The organism is Plantactinospora solaniradicis, assembly GCF_042658085.1.
In the GTDB taxonomy this organism is placed as follows: domain Bacteria; phylum Actinomycetota; class Actinomycetes; order Mycobacteriales; family Micromonosporaceae; genus Plantactinospora; species Plantactinospora solaniradicis.
In genome coordinates, this window is the sequence record NZ_JBHSPR010000001.1 from 547,154 (window position 1) to 565,507 (window position 18,354).

At 71.0% G+C, this 18,354-nt stretch carries 16 protein-coding genes; 8 read left to right on the top strand and 8 right to left on the bottom strand.

Annotated elements, in window-relative coordinates; translation table 11 throughout:
• Position 1: 1 nt before the first annotated feature.
• The 5 genes from ACFP2T_RS02455 to ACFP2T_RS02475 all read right to left on the bottom strand — a co-directional run bounded on the left by ACFP2T_RS02455 (position 2) and on the right by ACFP2T_RS02475 (position 5,000).
• A complete protein-coding gene (locus ACFP2T_RS02455; RefSeq protein WP_377416755.1) occupies positions 2–958 on the bottom strand; it encodes a 4-(cytidine 5'-diphospho)-2-C-methyl-D-erythritol kinase in 957 nt (318 codons plus the stop codon).
• On the bottom strand, positions 955–1,542 hold the full coding sequence (locus ACFP2T_RS02460; protein WP_377416757.1) for a Uma2 family endonuclease: 588 nt from the start codon (positions 1,540–1,542) through the stop codon (positions 955–957). The genes ACFP2T_RS02455 and ACFP2T_RS02460 overlap by 4 nt, the downstream gene beginning before the upstream one ends.
• A 32-nt stretch (positions 1,543–1,574) precedes the next feature.
• Positions 1,575–2,450, bottom strand: a complete 876-nt coding sequence (rsmA, locus tag ACFP2T_RS02465) for a 16S rRNA (adenine(1518)-N(6)/adenine(1519)-N(6))-dimethyltransferase RsmA (RefSeq protein ID WP_377416759.1) — start codon at positions 2,448–2,450, stop codon at positions 1,575–1,577.
• 107 nt (positions 2,451–2,557) lie between these two features.
• Positions 2,558–3,895: an ABC transporter ATP-binding protein gene (locus tag ACFP2T_RS02470; RefSeq protein WP_377416761.1), complete on the bottom strand. Its 1,338-nt coding sequence runs from the start codon at positions 3,893–3,895 to the stop codon at positions 2,558–2,560.
• On the bottom strand, positions 3,882–5,000 hold the full coding sequence (locus ACFP2T_RS02475) for an ABC transporter ATP-binding protein (protein WP_377416763.1): 1,119 nt from the start codon (positions 4,998–5,000) through the stop codon (positions 3,882–3,884). Before ACFP2T_RS02475 ends, ACFP2T_RS02470 begins: the two co-directional genes overlap by 14 nt.
• A gap of 129 nt (positions 5,001–5,129) precedes the next feature.
• Between ACFP2T_RS02475 and ACFP2T_RS02480 the strand changes: the two genes are divergently transcribed.
• The 7 genes from ACFP2T_RS02480 to ACFP2T_RS02510 all read left to right on the top strand — a co-directional run bounded on the left by ACFP2T_RS02480 (position 5,130) and on the right by ACFP2T_RS02510 (position 12,978).
• Positions 5,130–6,338, top strand: a complete 1,209-nt coding sequence (locus ACFP2T_RS02480) for a dipeptidase (RefSeq protein WP_377416765.1) — start codon at positions 5,130–5,132, stop codon at positions 6,336–6,338.
• Positions 6,338–7,948 carry an ABC transporter substrate-binding protein gene (locus ACFP2T_RS02485; protein WP_377416767.1) on the top strand — a complete coding sequence of 537 codons (1,611 nt, stop codon included), beginning with the start codon at positions 6,338–6,340 and terminating at the stop codon, positions 7,946–7,948. The genes ACFP2T_RS02480 and ACFP2T_RS02485 overlap by 1 nt, the downstream gene beginning before the upstream one ends.
• Positions 7,949–8,032: 84 nt before the next feature.
• A complete protein-coding gene (locus ACFP2T_RS02490; RefSeq protein ID WP_377416769.1) occupies positions 8,033–8,998 on the top strand; it encodes an ABC transporter permease in 966 nt (321 codons plus the stop codon).
• Complete coding sequence (locus ACFP2T_RS02495) at positions 8,995–9,870, top strand: ABC transporter permease (protein ID WP_377416771.1); 876 nt, start codon at positions 8,995–8,997, stop codon at positions 9,868–9,870. Before ACFP2T_RS02490 ends, ACFP2T_RS02495 begins: the two co-directional genes overlap by 4 nt.
• Before the next feature lie 8 nt (positions 9,871–9,878).
• The gene (locus ACFP2T_RS02500) at positions 9,879–11,045 is read left to right on the top strand and encodes a M24 family metallopeptidase (RefSeq protein ID WP_377416773.1); all 1,167 of its coding nucleotides are present in this window, start codon (positions 9,879–9,881) and stop codon (positions 11,043–11,045) included.
• The gene (locus ACFP2T_RS02505; RefSeq protein ID WP_377416775.1) at positions 11,042–11,896 is read left to right on the top strand and encodes an alpha/beta fold hydrolase; all 855 of its coding nucleotides are present in this window, start codon (positions 11,042–11,044) and stop codon (positions 11,894–11,896) included. Before ACFP2T_RS02500 ends, ACFP2T_RS02505 begins: the two co-directional genes overlap by 4 nt.
• Positions 11,893–12,978 (top strand): Lrp/AsnC family transcriptional regulator, encoded by a 1,086-nt coding sequence (locus ACFP2T_RS02510; RefSeq protein WP_377416777.1) that lies wholly within the window; start codon positions 11,893–11,895, stop codon positions 12,976–12,978. The genes ACFP2T_RS02505 and ACFP2T_RS02510 overlap by 4 nt, the downstream gene beginning before the upstream one ends.
• A gap of 41 nt (positions 12,979–13,019) precedes the next feature.
• Here ACFP2T_RS02510 and ACFP2T_RS02515 read toward each other — a convergent pair whose 3' ends face one another.
• Entirely contained in the window at positions 13,020–13,922 is a 903-nt protein-coding gene (locus tag ACFP2T_RS02515; RefSeq protein ID WP_377417849.1) for a TatD family hydrolase, read from the bottom strand.
• Between the two features lie 245 nt (positions 13,923–14,167).
• Between ACFP2T_RS02515 and ACFP2T_RS02520 the strand changes: the two genes are divergently transcribed.
• Positions 14,168–15,454, top strand: a complete 1,287-nt coding sequence (locus tag ACFP2T_RS02520; protein WP_377417851.1) for a hypothetical protein — start codon at positions 14,168–14,170, stop codon at positions 15,452–15,454.
• A 6-nt stretch (positions 15,455–15,460) separates the two neighbouring features.
• On the opposite strand, the gene ACFP2T_RS02525 is transcribed toward ACFP2T_RS02520, so the two are convergent.
• Both ACFP2T_RS02525 and metG read right to left on the bottom strand, forming a co-directional pair.
• On the bottom strand, positions 15,461–16,321 hold the full coding sequence (locus tag ACFP2T_RS02525) for an SAM-dependent methyltransferase (RefSeq protein ID WP_377416779.1): 861 nt from the start codon (positions 16,319–16,321) through the stop codon (positions 15,461–15,463).
• 72 nt (positions 16,322–16,393) lie between these two features.
• The gene (metG, locus tag ACFP2T_RS02530) at positions 16,394–18,196 is read right to left on the bottom strand and encodes a methionine--tRNA ligase (RefSeq protein WP_377416781.1); all 1,803 of its coding nucleotides are present in this window, start codon (positions 18,194–18,196) and stop codon (positions 16,394–16,396) included.
• Positions 18,197–18,354: the final 158 nt, after the last annotated feature.

An 18,354-nucleotide genomic window follows, 5' to 3' on the forward strand; every position in this document is an offset into this window, starting at 1 on the left:
ATCAGCAGACCCGGGCGCCGGGGACCGGCCCGTGCGCCGTACGTGCCGTCCGACACAGTCCGGACGCCCGCAACTCGGTCGCGATCTCCTCCGCCCGGGTCGCGTCGGCGGCCAGGAACACGCAGGTCGGCCCGGAGCCGGAGACGATACCGGCGAGCGCACCGGCCGCCTCGCCGGCCTTGAGCGTCTCCGACAACGCGGGGCGCAACGTGAGCGCGGCGGCCTGTAGGTCGTTGCCGAGCGCCCGGCCGAGCCGCGCCGGATCCCGGCCGCGCAGCGCGGCGAGCAGCGCGTCGGTGCTACGCAACGGCGGTGGGGCCGCGTACTCGTCCCGGAGCCGGTCGAGTTCCCGGTAGGCGGCCGGGGTGGAGAGGCCGCCGTCGGCGATCGCCACCACCCAGTGCCAGGTGACCGGACGGGCCAGGATCGGGCTGATCGTCTCACCGTGGCCGGTGCCCAGCGCCGTACCGCCGTACACCAGGAAGGGGACGTCGGAGCCGAGCCCGGCGGCGATCCCGGCCAGCTCGTCCCGGGACAGCTCGGTCCCCCAGAGTGCGTCGCAGGCGACGAGCGCGGCGGCGGCATCGGCGCTGCCGCCGGCCAGGCCACCGGCGAGCGGGATCTGCTTGCGCAGGTGCAGCCGGGCGTGCGCCGGCATCCCGGTGTGTTCGGCGAGCGCCCGCGCCGCCCGGATGACCAGGTTGGACTCGTCCAGCGCCAGTTCGCCGGTGCCCTCGCCCTCCATGGTCAGGGTCAGGGTGTCGCCGCGTCTGGCGGTCAGCTCGTCATGGATCGAAATCGCCTGGTAGACGGTGTTCAGCTCGTGGAAGCCGTCCGGACGCAGCGGCCCGACCCCGAGATGGAGGTTCACCTTCGCCGGCACCCGAACCTTCACCGGGCCCGGCAGGCCCCGGCGCGGACGATCGTCTTCGTCGTCCGGTCGCCACGCCTCGGTCACGGAGCGAGGTCCCGAACACGGAGTCGGACCTCGAACGGCTTCGCCAGCACCAGTTCCTCGGCGGAGTCGGCCACCAACTCGTACCGGTCACCGACCAGCTCGTACGCGTGCACGTGCACCGGGTCCTGCTCGATCCGCCAGTAGTGCCGGATGCCCGCCGCCGCATAGTCCGCCGGCTTCTCCAACCGGTCGCGTCGGCGGGTCCCTGGGGACACCACCTCGACCACGAGCACGACGTCCTCGGCGGGTGCGTAGTGGTTTCCGTACCGCAGTGTCTCCGCGCGCAGCAGCAGGACGTCCGGCTCAAGGGTCTGGTTCAGCCCCACCACCACGCCCGTGGCGCCACTCGGCTCGAACTCGCGCGGCGCATGATCCTCGAACCAACGCCACAGTCGGTGGCTGATCTTCTGGTGCCCGAACGACGGGGAGGGAACTACGATGATCACTCCATCACGCAGCTCGACGCGGGGGGCGTCGTCCGGGAGGGTCAGGACGTCTTCGATGGTGTGGTTCGCCAGCCGCTGTCGAAGCGGGTCAGGTGACCACGGCCGCCGGGACGCGGGGTCGACGGGCTGCGCCGTCACGTCGGACACCTCCTGCCACACACGCCGTCAGCCTACTCGGCGGTCGATGCGGTCACCGGGGCCGACGCGGCGATCGCGGCGAACTGCCCGACGGTCAGCGACTCGCCCCGCGCACCGGGGTCGACGCCGGCCGCGACCAGCGCCTCGGCGGCCCGGTCCGGGCCACCGGCCCAGCCGGCCAGGGCGGCCCGCAGGGTCTTGCGCCGCTGCGCGAACGCCGCGTCGATCACCGCGAAGACCCGCTTGCGGGGTACGTCGGTGCGGGGCGGCTCCCGACGGGTGAAGGCGACCAGGCCGGAGTCGACGTTCGGCACCGGCCAGAACACGTTCGGTGGCACCCGACCGGCGCTGCGCGCGTCCGCGTACCAGGCGAGTTTCACCGACGGGATGCCGTACGTCCGGGAGCCGGGGCCGGCGGTGAGCCGGTCGGCAACCTCCTTCTGCACCATCACCAGTCCATGGCGCAGGCTCGGCAGCTCGGCGAGCAGGTGCAGCACCACCGGTACCGCGACGTTGTACGGCAGGTTCGCGACCAGCGCGGTCGGGGCCGGGTCGCCCAGGTCGGCGGCGGTGGTCCGCAGCGCGTCGGCCTGGTGCACGGTCAACCGCCCGGCAGCCGTCCGTCCGGCGTGCCGGGTGACCGTCTCCGGCAGGGCTGCGGCCAGCACCGGGTCGATCTCGACGGCGTGCAGGTGCCCGGCGACCGCCAACAGACCGAGGGTGAGCGAGCCCAACCCCGGGCCGACCTCCAGGCCGACGTCCGCCGTGCCCAGTCCGGCGGCGGCGACGATCCGACGCACCGTGTTGGGATCGTGCACGAAGTTCTGGCCGAGCCGCTTGGTCGGCGCGACGCCCAGCCGGGCGGCGAGTTCCCGGATCTCCGCCGGGCCGAGCAGGTCTGCGGCCATGCTGTGACAGGGTACGGGCCACCAGAGCGGGGACCGACGGCGAACCCGGCCGTATCCAGCCGACGGGTCAGAACGGCGCAAACCACCGGATTCGTCCGTCGGACGGGTCAGGATGGTGATGCCGTGGCCGGAACGGGCGTACCGGCGAAGTGGCAGGCGGCGACGTGCGCGGTCCCGACGCCGCCCGGCGCGGAATCGCTCGGGGCGCCGGTAGGAGCGTCGGGCAGCGCGGAATCGCCCGGGGCGCCGGTCGCAGCGGAATCGCCCGGGGCGTCGGGCGGGGTGTAATCGCCCGGGGAGAGGAGCGCGGGCTGCTCCCTCCGGCAGATGTCCTGGGCGATCGGGCACCGGGTGTGGAACCGGCAGCCCGCTGGCGGGTCGACCGGGCTGGGCGGGTCACCGGCGAGTACCAACCGCTGCCGACCCCGCTCCCGGGGATGGCGTACCGGTACGGAGGAGAGCAGCGCCCGGGTGTAGGGATGGGCCGGCGCCTGGTAGACGGACGCGGCCGGGCCGAGTTCGGCCAGCCGGCCCAGGTACATCACCGCCACCCGGTGCGACACGTGCCGGACCACGCCGAGATCGTGCGCGATGAAGACCAGCGCGATCCCCAGCCGCTGCTGCAACTCGGCGAGCAGGTTGACCACCTGGGCCTGTACGGAGACGTCCAGTGCGGAGACCGGCTCGTCACAGACGACGACCCGGGGCTCGGTGGCCAGGGCACGGGCGATCCCGATCCGCTGCCGCTGCCCGCCGGAGAACTCGTGCGGGAACCGGCGCATCATGTCCGGGGCCAGCCCGACCATCTCCAGCAGTTCGGCGACCCGGTCCCGGCGGGCGGCAGCGCCCCGGACCAGTCGGTGCACGTCGAGCGGTTCGGCGACCACGTCCAGGATCGGCATCCGTGGGTTGAGCGACGTGACCGGATCCTGGAAGACCATCTGCACGGCCTGCCGAAGCTCGCGGCGCCGCGTACCCCGGGCGGTGCCGACGTCGACCCCGGCGTAGCGCACCCGACCGGAGTCGGGCCGTTCCAGCCCGACCAGCAGCCGGGCCAGGGTGGACTTGCCGCAGCCGGACTCGCCGACCACGCCGAGGGTCTCCCCGGCGGAGACGGTCAGGTCCACCCCGTCCACCGCCTGCACCCGGGATCGGCTGCCGAGGCCGCGGCCGGCCCGGTAGTACTTGCGGACCGCCGTGGCCACCAGCAACGGTTCGCCCGGGGCCGACGGGCCGGCGGTCAGCGGGCCGGCGGCGAACGGACGCGCGGAGGCCGACAGCGCGGTCGGCACGCCGACCGTCGCCGGACCGGTCGTCGCCGGACCGGTCGTCGCCGGACCGGTCGTCGCCGGACCGGAACCGGCCGCGTCGGTGTTGGTCGGGTCGGACCCGGCCGGGACGGCGGAGGCTGGGCCGGCCCCGGCCGGGTGGTCAGACGGCGGCATCGACGGCCTCCTGGGCGTGGTGACAGGCGGCGGTCCGGCCGGGGGTGACGAGGGGTCGCCGCTCGGGTCGGTCCGCCAGGCATTCGTCGGTGAACCGGTCGCAGCGCGGATGGAAGGCGCAGCCGGTGGGCAGCGCGAGCAGGTTCGGCGGGCTTCCCGGGATCGGCCGCAGCCGGTCGCCCGGCTGTTCCAGATCGGGTACGGAGCGCAGCAACGCGGCGGTGTACGGATGCGCCGGTCCGTCCAGCACCTCGGTGACGGTGCCGGTCTCCACGATCCGGCCGGCGTACATCACCGCGACCCGGTCGGCGAGTTCGGCGGCGACCCCGAGGTCGTGGGTGATGAGCAGGACGCCCATCCCGAGTTCCCGGCGTAACCGGTCGACGAGTTCGAGGATCTGCGCCTGCACGGTCACGTCGAGCGCGGTGGTGGGCTCGTCGGCGATGAGTAGCCGGGGGCCGAGGGCGACCGCCATCGCGATCAGGATCCGCTGGCGCATCCCGCCGGAGAACTGGTGCGGATAGTCGCGTACCCGGCGTTCCGGTGCGGGAATGCCGACCAGCCGGAGCAGTTCGGCCGCCTCGGCCCGGGCGGCCCGGCGGGACGACCCGCGATGGATCCGGAACACCTCGCCGAGCTGGTCGCCGATGGAGAGCACCGGATTGAGCGCCGAGAGGGCGTCCTGGAAGACGAGGGCCATGGTGTCGCCGCGCAACTTCCGGACCCCGTCCGGCCCGAGTGCGGCGAGGTCGTTGCCGGCGACCCGGATCTCGTCCGAGCCGACGCGTACACCGGGGGTGTCCAGCAGGCCCATCACGGCGCGGGCGGTGACCGACTTGCCGGATCCGGACTCGCCGAGCAGGGCCAGCACCTCGCCGGCGGCGATGTCGAGGTCGACCCCGCGTACCGCCGGAACCTCGCCTCGACGGCCGGTGAAGGTGACGTCGAGTCCTCGGATACGCAGCGCCGCCGGCCGGTCGACATCCGGTGACCGCTGTGGGGTGGCTACGCCGCCGTTCACTACACCTCCCGAATTTCCAGAACGTTTCCTGCCGTAACGATTTCTAGCGCCCAGCCCTCGAATCACGCCGGAGATGGCCACCATATTGACATGCTGCGCCTGATCCTGGCAATCTCTCCACCCACATCGCCGACAATCCACACCCAGGGTCGACCGCGGCGCCGAAATCCACCGCACGCCGTGGCCCTGGAACCGACCGAAGGAGGGAGCCGCGTGCTCGACCCGGCCGCGCGCTACACCGGATACACGTCCTACAGCTACCTGGAGGCAGGCACCGACTACCGCGAGTTCACGCTCGCCCCGGAACTCGGCCGGGTGCCGGCGTACCAGGGCATCTCGCTGTCGGACGGGCAGCGGGACCGGGTCCGCCGGCTGCTCACCGACAACGTCGTCATCTCGCTGCACGACCACCCGTCGGTCTTCCCCGAGGAGATCGGCCAGACCGTCGACTACAACCGCACCGCCCGGCACCACACCGGGTACGCCGGCCTGGCCCGCTCCGGGATGACGGCGGTCTTCGACAACATGATGGACGGCACCTGCTGCGTGACCAGCCAGATGGGCTGGAAGTGGACCGACGTCATCGCCGATCTCGGCATGCGGCTGTCCGACGTGGCCCACCAGGACTACCTGATCCGGGTGGAGCGGCTGGCCGACATCCACCACGCACACGAGACCGGCCGGATGGGCCTGGTGCTGGCCACCGAGGCGGCCACGATGATCGAGAACGAGCTGGACCGGCTCGACATGCTCTACGGCTTCGGCGTCCGGCAGATGGGCATCGCCTACAGCGAGGCGAACACCCTCGGCAGCGGGCTCAAGGAACGCGCCGACGGCGGCCTGACGTACTTCGGCGAGAAGGCCGTACGCCGGATGAACAAGCTCGGCATCGCCATCGACGTCTCGCACTCCGGCGACCGCACCTCGCTGGAGACCATCGCGCACTCGACCAAGCCGATCTTCATCACCCACGCCGGCTCCCGTTCGGTCTGGCCGACCAACCGGATGAAGCCCGACGAGGTCATCCGGGCCTGCGCCGAACGCGGCGGAGTGCTCGGGCTCGAGGCGGCGCCGCACACCACCCTGTCGCCGGCCCATCCCCGACACAGCATCGACTCGGTGATGGACCACTTCGTCCACTGCGTCGAACTGGTCGGCATCGACCACGTGGCGTTCGGGCCGGACACCCTCTTCGGCGACCACGTCGGCCTGCACGACACGTTCGCCGCGCACCTGTCCATCGCCGAGGCACACGGACACGTCGACCACCCACGGGTGCCGTACGTCGACGGTCTGGAGAACCCGGCCGAGTGCTACTGGAACATCGTCTCCTGGCTGGTCGGCCACGACTACTCGGACGACGAGATCGGCAAGGTCCTGGGGGGCAACATTCTGCGCGTCCTTGAGGAGGTCTGGCACTGATGCGTACATTCCGGCGCGCCCTCGCCACGGCGGTGGGCACGCTCTTGATAGGGCTAGCGGCGACCGCCTGCTCGCCCAGCAACCCCGACAGCCAGGCCACCGGTGACGGTGGCCCGGCGGACCGGATCACCATCGGCACCACCGCCGACGTGCTCAACTACAACCCCCTGGTCGGCAACAGCCGTACCGACACCTGGGTCACCAACCTGATGTACCCCCGGCTGATGAGCATGGGAATGGACGGCGTGCGCTCGCCGTACCTGGCCAGCAAGTGGGAGTACACCGACGGCGGGCGCAAGGCCAAGGTCACCCTGCGGGACGACTTCACCTGGAGCGACGGGGAGAAGGTGACCGCCGACGACGTCGCGTTCACCATCGACGCGGTCGCCAAGGAGAAGATCGGCGTCGTCGCCGGGCTCATCTCGTCGTACCAGAAGTCCACCGTGCTCTCCCCGACGGAGATCGAGTTCCAGCTCTCCCAGCCGGACGGGACGTTCCTGGAGAACGTCGGGTTCTGGATGCCGGTCGTTCCGGAGCACGTGTTCAGCAAGGTCGGCAGCGTGCAGAAGTTCGCCAACGACAAGGACTGGGTGTCCGCCGGCCCGTACAAGCTGACCACCGTGGAACGCGGCCAGCGGTACGTGCTGGAGCGGATGGAGAACTTCCCGCTGGTCGAGGGCGGACCGAAGACCAAGGAGGTCGTCTTCCGGGTCTTCCCGGACGTCAACACCGAGGCGCTGGCACTGCGCAACGGCGACGTCGACCTGATCGCGAACGCGCTGCCGCCGCCACTGGCCAAGACCCTCGAAGGCGACAGCAAGCTCAAGCTGGTCAAGGTGCCGTCGCTGGGCTGGGCGCACATGCAGTACAACACCGCGCGCAAGCCACTGGACAAACTGGAGGTACGGCAGGCCCTGGCCGCCGCCGTCGACTACGAGGCGATCCGCCGGGTGGCGTTGCAGGGCAAGGCGGTCTCGTCGAACTCCTCGGTGCTGACCCCCACGCTGAAGCAGTGGCAGGACCCGTCCGCCAAGGAGTACGCACACGACCCGGCGAAGGCGAAGCAGCTGCTCACCGGGGCGGGCTTCAAAGACGGCAACGGCGACGGCCTGTTCGACGGGCTGAGCCTGCGCATGATCTTCGACCAGGCCGACCCGAACATCTCCAAGTGGGCGCAGCTCGTCCGGGACTCCAGCAAGGAGGCCGGGATCGAGATCAAGCTGGAGGGCCTGGAGCGCAACACGTACGTGGAGAAGTACACCGCCCGGGACTACGACATCTACGCCGGCTCGTGGGCGATCATGGAGAACCCGCCGGCGAACCTCGCACTGGCGTTCAAGTGCAAGGGCTTCATCAACTACGCCAACGCCTGTGACCCGGAGCTGGACCGGCTGATCGACCAGGCCCGGTCCCAGTTGGACCAGCCGGCCCAGAAGGCACCGATCCAGCAGGCCGCGAAGATCATTACCGACAAGGTGTACGACAACGTGCTCTACGTCGAGGAGTTCACCATCGCGCACTCGGCGAAGTGGTCCAACTTCCTGGTCCAGCCGAGCGAACTGCTCTCCATCGTCAACCCCGTCTCGCTGGCCCAGGCGAACGCCGGCTGAGCAGTCCGACGGGTGTTAGGAAGGGCCCCTTCTTCTACAAAAAGCGATAACAAGGGGCCCTTCCTTACACAGAAAGGAGAGAGCATGCCTGCCGGTGCCCGGTTCGTCGCCCACCGACTGCTGCGCGGCGTACTGACCATGTGGTTCGCGGTGACCGTGACGTTCTTCCTGCTTCGCCTGCTGCCCGGCGACCCCGCGCTGGCGGTGGCCGATCCGGGCATGACGGAGGAATTGCGAGCCGAACTGCTGCACGACTACGGGCTGGACCGGCCACTGGCGGTCCAGTACTGGGAGTACCTGACCCAACTCGTCCAGGGCAACCTGGGAATCTCGTTCCGGCAGAACCAGCCGGTGCTGGACATCCTGCTGGAGCGGCTGCCCTGGACCCTGCTGCTGGCCGGTACGGCGCTCGCCGTCACCGTCGCGCTGGGCATCCCGCTCGGCGTGGTCGCCGCCACCCGGGCGAAGGGCACGCTGGACCGGCTGATCCAGGTCGGCGGCATCACCGGCCAGTCCCTCTTCATCCCCAGCATCGGGGTGTTCCTGCTGTACGTCTTCGGCGTACAGCTCGGGATCCTGCCGATCGGCGGCGCGATGGACGACGACGTCTACGGGCTGGCGGCGTACGGGAGCATCGCGGCGCACCTCGTACTGCCCTGTCTCTCCCTGGTGCTGGTGCAGCTCGGCTCGTACGTGCTGACCCTGCGCAGCACGCTGATCGACGCGCTCGGCGAGGACTACTGCACGCTGGCCCGGGCCAAGGGCCTGCCGAACCGCAAGGTGGTGTGGCGGCACGCCCTGCGTAACGCGCTGCTTCCCACCACCACGCTGGTGGGCCTGCAACTCGGCTTCCTGGTCGGCGGCGCGGTGCTCACCGAGTCGATCTACGCCTATCCGGGTGTCGGACGGGCCATCTTCGAGGCGGTCGGACAGCTCGACTTCCCGGTGCTCCAGGGCGCGTTCCTGATGCTCGCCTTCGCGGTGATCGCCGCCAACCTGCTCACCGATCTCGCCTACGGACTGCTCGACCCGAGGGTGCGTACCTCATGACGGACGTTCTTTCCAAGCCGGCGGACATGCTGCCGCCGTCGGAGTCGGTGGGCCGGCAGACCTGGCAGGCGTTCCGGCGCAACCCGCTCGGCGTGGTCAGCGGTGGCGTGCTGTTACTGCTCGGCATCGTCGCGCTCGCCGCGCCACTGATCGCCGACTACCCGAGCGGGTACGGCGAGGAGGTGCTCGCCGGCCCCGGCGCGGGGCACTGGTTCGGCACCGACGACCTGGGCCGGGACGTGTTCGCACAGGTGGTCTGGGGCACCCGGGTCAGCATCGTGGTCGGCCTGGCGGCCAGCCTGCTGGCGATCGTGATCGGGGTGCTGGTCGGTGTCGCCGCCGCGTACTTCCGGCCGGCCGACATCGTGCTCGGCATGATCGTCGACGTCTCGCTGTCGCTGCCGGTACTGCCGCTGATGATCCTGGTGGCCGCGCTGGCCGGGCCGAGCGTACCGACCCTGGTCGTGGTGATCGCGGTCTTCAGCTGGCCCGAGGTGGCCCGGGTGGTCCGCTCGCAGGGCCTCGCCGTGGTGCCGATGCCGTACGTCTCCGCGGCACACGTCATCGGCGGGTCACATCTGTGGATCATCCGGAAGCACGTGCTGCCCGGGGTCGCCCCGGTGGTCGCGGTCTCGGTGGTGCTGACCACGTCCCGGGCGGTGCTCTCCGAGGCCGGGCTGTCGTTCCTCGGACTGGGGGATCCGAACAGCTGGTCGTGGGGAACGATCCTGCACCAGGCGCAGCGTTCCGGCTCACTGGCCACCGCCTGGTGGACCACGCTCTTCCCGTCCCTGGCCATCCTGTTGCTGGTGGTGGCCACCACTCTGCTCGCCGTGGCGTACAACGACGCCCGCAACCCCCGGACGAGGTGATCGCCGCCGTGCGACTGGCCGCTTCCTTCTATTCGGCGCTACACGAGCGGGTCCGGGCCGAACTGGACCGGGCCGGGCTCGACGCGCTGCTGCTCGACGACCCGCTCGACGTGGCGTACCTGACGGGGTTCTCGCACTTTCCGAACGAGCGACCGGTGGCGGCGTACCTGCCCCGGGACGGCGCCGTCCTGCTGCTGGTCCCCGACCTGGAACGGGAGTACGCCGCCGACCAGCGCGCCGCCGCCGACCTGGTGGTCTATCCGGAGTTTCCCGGCGAGCGGAGCCCGTTCGCGGTGCTCCGCGACGCGGTGTCGACCGATCCGGTCCGGGCCGGGTACGCGCCGTCCACCTCGGTCGGCCGGGCCGCCGGGATCACCTCGGCGTTTCCGGACACCGCCTGGGTGCCGACGGGGCTGGTCGGTGAGCTGCGGCTGCGCAAGACTCCGGAGGAGATCGCCCTGCACACCGAGGCGGCCCGGATCGCGGACGCGATGCTGGCCGAGGGCGCCCGACTGGTCGGCGCGGCGGTCGGCGGCGCCGGCGACCTGCCGACCGAGACGGAACTGGCCGGGCACGTCACCCGGTACGGCGCGGCGATGATGTACGCCGAGCACGACGACGTCGTGGTGGTGCCGATGCTCACCGGTGGCCTGGTCTACGGCGGTCCCAACTCGGCCCAGCCGCACCGGCTGCCCGGCGGGGACCGGCTGCGCCCCGGGGAGCCGTTCATGCTGTCGCTCGGCTGTGCGGTGGGCGGACGGTTCGTGGAGAGCGAGCGGACCTTCCTGCTCGGCGAGCCGACGGCGCAGCAGCGGCACTACTACGAGGTGGTCCGCGAGGCGCAGCAGGTCGGCACCGAGGCGCTGCGGCCGGGTACCCGGTGTGTGGATGCCAACCGCGCCTGCCTGGACGTGATCCGCCGGGCGGGCCTCGGCGGGTACCTTCGGCACCGGCAGGGGCACGGGATCGGGCTCGGCTTCCACGAGCCGCCCTGGGTGGCCGACGGGGACGACACGGTGCTGGCGCCGGGCATGGTGCTGTCCAGCGAGCCCGGCGTCTACGTACCCGGACACGCCGGCTACCGGATCTCGGACACCGTGCTGGTGACCGACGACGGGCCACGGCGGCTCACCAGTTATCCGCGGGACCTGACCGACATCGTGATCGGAGTATGAACATGTTCGTGGAGATCAACGGCAACCGGCTGCACGTCGAGGTGCTCGGCGACGCGCCGGGCAAGCCCACCATGATCGTGCATCACGGTGCGCCGGGCCTCGGTTCGATGGCCGAGCCCCGCGCCGCCTTCGCGCCGTTCGCCGACGACTACCGGGTGGTGGTCTTCGACGCCCGGGGCTCCGGGGTCAGCGAGGGCAACGAGCCGTTCACCCACGAACAGTGGGCGGCCGACGTCGACGGGCTGCGGGAGTGGGCCGGTGCCGAGCGCATCGTGATGGCCGGCGGCTCGTACGGCGGCTTCATCGCGATGGAGTACGCGATCCGCTATCCCGACCGGGTCAGCGCGCTGGTGCTGCGGGACACCGCCGCCGACAACGCCAACCAGGAGTTGGCGCTGAACAACGCGCTCGCCTCGGCCCGGGTGGAGATCGACCGGGTGAAGCTGGACCGGATCATGTCCGGCACGGTCCGGGACGACGACGACCTCCGGGACTGCTGGGCGGAGATCCTGCCGCTCTACGACCACGACCTGGACTGGGCGAAGGTGCGGCAGCGGGTCGCCGACACCCCGTACCGGTACGGCACGCATAACTTCGCTTTTGCTGTAAATCAGCCGAATTATGACATCAAGTCATTGCTACCCGGCATCTCGTGCCCGACCCTGGTGACCGTGGGCCGACACGACTGGATCACCCCCGTTTCCTGCAGCGAGACCATCGCGGCACTGATCCCGGACGCCCGGCTGGTGGTCTTCGAGCACTCCGGACACTCCCCGCAGATCGAGGAGGCGGAGCGCTTCCAGCGGGTCGTCCGGGACTTCCTGGCCGGCGTACCGGCATCCCGGGCATGACGACGGGCGAGACGTACGACCTCGATCCCACCGATCGGCGTATCGTCGCCGCGCTCCAGGTCAACGGCCGAGCGAGCTGGACGGACATCGCCCAGCTCACCGGCACCTCGGTCACCACGGTCGCGCGCCGGGCCCAGCAACTGCTGGCCGGCGGGCTGGTCAAGGTGGCCGCCGCGCCGCAACCCGGCGGTGGCCCGGCCGACCTGCTGATCGTCCGGATCCGCTGTGCGGCGGGCAGCCAGATCCCGGCCGCCCAGGCGCTGGCCGCGATGCCGGAGATCCGCTTCGTCGCGCTGGTGACCGGGGTCTACGACCTGGTCGCCGAGATACTGGTGCCGAAGGGAACCAGCCTGCACAGTGTGCTGCTCAACGGGCTACAGAAGATTCCCGGCGTCCAGGGCAGCGTCGCCGACCTGGAGCTGCACACCTACAAGTCGACCCACGAGTGGAGCCGGCACCTGCTCGGCACCGAGCCCCAGCTCGTCGCGCCGCCGCCGGTGCACGACTGTCCGCCGACCCACCTCGACGAGCTGGACGAGCGGATCATCACGGCGCTGCGCGAGGACGGCCGGGCAAGCTTCCAGGCGGTGGCGCTGGGCCTGGGGGTCAGCGAGAGCACCGTCCGGCGTCGGTTCGAGTCGCTGTACGGCGCCGGCTGCGTACAGGTGATCACGCTGGTCCCCGCGGCGGCGCTCGGCTTCGAGGCGGAGATCCTGTTCTGGCTCTCCGTCGCGCCGTCCCGACTCGACGCGGTGGCCCGCGAACTGGCCGCGCTGCGCGGCGTGCGGTACGTCGCCGCGACCCTCGGCCAGGAGTCGCTGATGTGCGAGGTGATCCTGCCGACCCACGCGGACGTCTTCGAGTTCACCACCAAGACGCTCGGCGGAATCGACGGAATCCAGGCATGGACGGCCGGGGTGCAACTGCTGACCGTGAAGCGGGGCTTCGTGATCACACCCTGGGCGGCCCGACGGCTCTCCGGCGGGACCGACGACGACACCGCCGCACCGGCGCCGGAGCCGCCCACCGGCCCGACCGGCGGTACCGGACGCACCGCCCGGAGCCGGCGACCCTCTGCCTGACGTCGGCGACCCTCTGCGTCCGGGTCCGGGAGCGCGGGCGGTCACCAGGGGCCGAAGATCCGCTCCCCGTTCGCCGAGATCGCCGCGCAGAGGTCGCCGAGGTCGGCGCCGGTGGTCTCGGCCAGCGACCGGACCGTCAGCGGAATCAGGTACGACGCGTTCGGCCGTCCCCGGTGCGGCATCGGAGTGAGGTAGGGCGCGTCGGTCTCCACCAGGATCTGGTCGAGCGGAGTCACCCGGGCCGCCTCGCGCAGTCCGGCGGCGTTGCCGAAGGTGACCGTGCCGGCGAAGCTCAGCACATATCCGCGCCGGACACACTCGGTGGCGAACTCGGCGTCGCCCGAGAAGCAGTGCAGCACCACCGTCTCCGGCGCGCCCTCGGAGTCCAGGATCCGCAGCACGTCGGCGTGCGCATCCCGGTCGTGGATGACCAGCGGCTTGGCGTACCGCTTGGCGATCGCGACGTGGGCCCGGAAGCTGACCTCCTGGGCCGCCCGACCGTCGTCCCCGGTCCGGAAGAAGTCCATCCCGGTTTCGCCGATGCCGCGTACCCGGTCCTCGGCGGCGAGCGACTCGATCTCCCGCAGCGCCTCGTCGAGTTCGGCCAGCCGGGGCGCCTCGTTCGGGTGCAGGGCCACCGTGGCCACCACCGCCGGCTGCCGCCGGGCCAGTTCGGCGCCCCAGCGCGACGAGGCCACGTCGACCCCGACCTGCACCAGCCGGTCGACTCCGACCTGGGCAGCCACCTCGACCGCCGCCGCCACCGGATCGTCCGACCGGCCGTTGCCCGGCGGGGTGCCGGCCTCGGCGACGGTGATGTCCAGGTGGGTATGACTGTCGATCACCGGCACGGGCAGTCGCTCCGGCGCTGGTGGGAACTCCCCCGCCCGGCGGGCGGCCCGCTGACGGCGGCTCTCGGTTGGCTGACTCATCGCCGCCAGCATCACATATCGGCCGGGCGTCCCGGGCTCGGGCGTACCAGATGGGCGGTACCGGGCCAGCACAAGGCCCGGCGGCGCCACTGACCGCCACCTGACGGCCGAGTCGGCCGAACCGCCGGGTGCGGGCGACCGAACCGGCGCCGGGCCGCCAGCCGAACCGGCAGTTCGCGCTCGGCGTGACCCAGGCAGCCCCGGCCGGTAACCCGACGTTCACCGGGCCGGTGCTGGCCGGTCTTAGCGTCGGCGCGGTGAGCGTGTCCCCGCCGGCCAGTGCGGTGCCCGAGACGCCGGCCGGACTGCGGGTCCGGTACGGCGGTGCCGTGCACCCGGCCGAGGAACTCGCCCGGGGTGCCGCGTACGAGCTGTTCAGCGTCGAATCCGCGCCGGGGTTCGAGCGGGACGGCCGCCCCGACGCGCGCTATCCGTTCCACCGGTACGCCCACGCCAGCGAGGTCGGCGTACTCCCCGACGTCGGCGGGGCGGGCCGCGGTGCCGGTACCGGCGAACGGGCGAACGGGCTCGGGGTCGCGGACACGCCGCTGACGGCGCCGCTGCACCGGGTCTGGGGCTGGTCGGACATCCACGGCCTCAGCCAGAGCCCGGCCGCCGCCGAGGATCCGGTGCTGGTCTCGGTACGCGAGTCGGCGACCGTGCGGCGGGGCAGCCAGATGGTGAAGGCGCTCTCCGCCCAGCAGTTCGCCGGGTTCCTGCTGCGCGGCTGGCTGCCGTACGGCTTCTGCTACCGCGAGTACGACGTGGCCCACCTGCGGACCCCGGCCGACCAGATGCTGCTGCGTACCGACTCCGATGCTGGGCGGGCGGTGCCCGAGGTCGCGTACCTGCTGCGCTGGCGGGCAACCGACCCGGTCGACTACCTCGCGCCGCTGGCCGGCGAGCACCGGGGCCTGATGACGATGCCGCCGCACGACCGGGTCGGGCCACCGGTGCTCGGCACCGGGTTCACCCCGAGCGGGCGCCACCTCATTCCGGAGTTCGTCACCCGGGACTTCGCCGACCTGCCGCTGCCGGCGAACGCCGCCCTGCTGGCGCACACCATGGACGGGGACGAGGTGGTGCTCTACACGTACCAGCCGGAACAGCGCGGCTGGCTACGGATGGCCGGACCGCGCTGGCGACACCTGCTCGCCGCGGTGCCCGGCGTTTCGCCCGACCAGGAGTACGTCTCGACCGGCGACGCGATCCGGTCCACCGTGTTGATCGGCGGTTACCGGGGGCAGGAGTACGAGGCGGTCGCCGACCCGCCCGGCGAGTTCCGGATGCTGGCGATGACCCGGGCGGCGCGCTATCAGGTGGAGACGCTCACCCGCCGGGCCAGGTACGTCCACTGGCGCGACACCCGGTGCCTGGTGCTCCGCGAGGAGGGCGGCTGGCTGCGGGTCCGGCTCTGCCAGCCCGACCCGGACAACGTCGCGGCGCTCGGCGCGCAGTGCTACGAACGTGGTGTCTACGAGTCCTGGGCGCCCGCGGTCGAGGTGACCGACGACCAGGTCCTCGACGTGCCGTACGAGATCTGAGCGGGCTCAGGGCTTGCGGAACACCACGCCGCACTCCATCGAGCGCTGGTTCTCCGGCGGCGCCTCCAGGTACGGACGCAGCGGTTCGTCGACGTGTGCCAGCAACGGCTGGTCGGGGTCGGGTCGCCAGTCGACGACCTTCACCAGACCCGGCTCCACCGGCTCCGCCGCCGTCAAGCCACTCATCAGCTCGACGACCTGGGCCGTCGTGCGGTTGCGCCAGACCAGGCCGAGCCGCCGGGTCATCTCGTTGCCCTCGTCCACCGTCGCCTGGTCCACCCCACACACCTGGGAGAACGCGAGGTAGCTGCCGGAGGCGAGGGCCTCCCACACGGTGCCGAGCATGCTTCGCAGTCTCGCGTCGTCGACGATGGAGTGTCCGATGGACAGGAACAGCGCGGCGACCGGCTGGGAGAAGTCGACGAGCTTGGCCGTCTCCGGGTCGTCGAGGATCCGCTCCGGCTCGGTCATGTCGGCCGCGATCACGGTGGTGGTCCGGTCGTCGGCGAGCAGTGCCCGCCCGTGGGCCAGCACGATCGGGTCGTTGTCGACGTAGACCACGTGCGCGTCCGGCTGAAACTGCTGGGCGACCTGGTGCACGTTGGCCTGGGTCGGCAGTCCACTGCCCATGTCCAGGAACTGCCGGATCCCGGCGTCACGGGCCAGGAAGCGCACCAACCGGTAGAGGAACAGGCGGTTGTTCCGGGCCTCGGTCACACCCTCCGGAAACTGCTTGTGTACGGCCAGCACCGCCGCCCGGTCGACGGGGAAGTTGTCCTTGCCGCCGAGGCAGTAGTCGTACATCCGGGCCGCGGTGGGCAGGTCCTGCCGGATCAGAGGCTTGCTTCCGTCATTGGGCGCGGTCACGTCACCAGCTCCACAATCGACACCGTCTCCGACTCGGGGGAGTGAGGAGAGGAAGCTTACCGACGAATCGGTTCAGTCGCCGAGTCGGGCGAGTTCCTCGTCCACGATCGACGGGTCGAGCTTGCGGAAGACCGGCTTCGGGGTGGCGAGCGCCCGCCCCGCCTCGACCGGTACCGACTCCCACTTCGCCCCGACCGTGTAGTCCCCGGCCAGCACCGGGTACGCCGGTCCGCCGTCGAGATCCTCGACCTGCACGATCGACGGCATCGGCGCGTGCACGCCGGTGCCGCCCAGCAGTTCGTGCACCCGCTGCGCGGAGTGCGGCAGGAACGGGGTGAGCAGCGTGTTGGCATCGCTGACCACCTGGAGCGCGACGTGCAGAATCGTGCCCATCCGGGGCTTGTCCGACTCCGCCTTCAGCTTCCAGGGAGCCTGCTCGGAGAGGTATTTGTTCGCCTCGCCGACCACCCGCATCGCCTCGCCGATCGCCTGCTTCTGCCGGTGCCGCTCGATCAGCTGGCCGACCGTCGTGAACCCGGCCCGTGCCGTGGCGAGCAGCGCCTCGTCCGCCTCGGTGAGTCCGGCCGGGTCGATCGGCGGGATGGCGCCGAAGTTCTTCGCCGCCATCGAGATCGACCGGTTGACCAGGTTGCCCCAGCCGGCGACCAGTTCGTCGTTGTTCCGGCGCAGGAACTCCGCCCAGGTGAAGTCGGTGTCCTGGCTCTCCGGCCCGGCGACCGCGATGTAGTAGCGGAGCGCATCGGCGTCGTACCTGGCGAGGAAGTCGCGCACATAGATCACGACCTGGCGGGACGAGGAGAACTTCTTCCCCTCCATGGTCAGGAACTCGCTGGAGACCACCTCGGTCGGCAGGTTGAGCAGACCCAACCTGCCGGGCTCGCCGGCCCGGTCACCCTCGCCGTCGTAGCCGAGCAGCAGCGCCGGCCAGATCACCGAGTGGAAGACGATGTTGTCCTTGCCCATGAAGTAGTAGCCCCGGGCGTCCTTCCCCTCGCCGTCGGCCGACCACCAGCGTCGCCAGGCCTCCGGGTCGCCGGAGCGCCGGGCCCACTCGATGGACGCCGAGAGGTAGCCGATCACCGCGTCGAACCAGACGTAGATCCGCTTGTCGCCGCGGTCCCGCCAGCCCTCCAGCGGAATCGGTACGCCCCATTCCAGGTCTCGGGTGATCGCCCGGGGCTGGAGGTCGTCGAGGAGGTTCTTCGAGAACCGGAGTACGTTCGGCCGCCAGCCCTCCCGGCTGTCCAGCCACTTGCCGAGCGCCTGCGCGAAGGCCGGCAGGTCGAGGAAGAAGTGCTCGGTCTCGACGAACTGCGGCGTCTCGCCGTTGATCTTCGAGCGGGGGTTGACCAGGTCGATCGGGTCGAGCTGGTTGCCGCAGTTGTCGCACTGGTCGCCCCGGGCATGCTCGTACCCACAGATCGGGCAGGTGCCCTCGATGTAGCGGTCCGGCAGCGTACGGCCGGTGGACGGGGAGATCGCTCCCATCGTCACCTTGGGCACGATGTAGCCGTTGCGGTGCAGCGTCTCGAACAGCTCCTGCACGACGGCGTAGTGGTTGCCGGTGGTGGTCCGGGTGAACAGATCGTAGGAGAGGCCCAGCCCGTGCAGGTCCTCGACGATCACCCGGTTGTAGCGGTCGGCCAGCTCACGTGGGCTGACCCCCTCCTTGTCGGCCTGCACCTGAATCGGCGTCCCGTGCTCGTCGGTGCCGGAGACCATGAGTACGTCGTGACCGGCCATCCGCATGTACCGACTGAACACGTCGGAGGGAACCCCGAAGCCGGAGACGTGGCCGATGTGGCGCGGGCCGTTGGCGTAGGGCCAGGCGACCGCGGCGAGAACGTGACTCATGAAAAACAAGCCTAGTGACCAGGGCAGGGCAACCGCGAACCAACTCCTCCTCGCGCCCCTGGCCGACCCCGGATCGATCCTGACCGACCCCCGGATCGAGCTTGACTGAAAAGCGACGCGACGTACGTCAACGACCGAAAAGTGCCTCATCAAGTCGG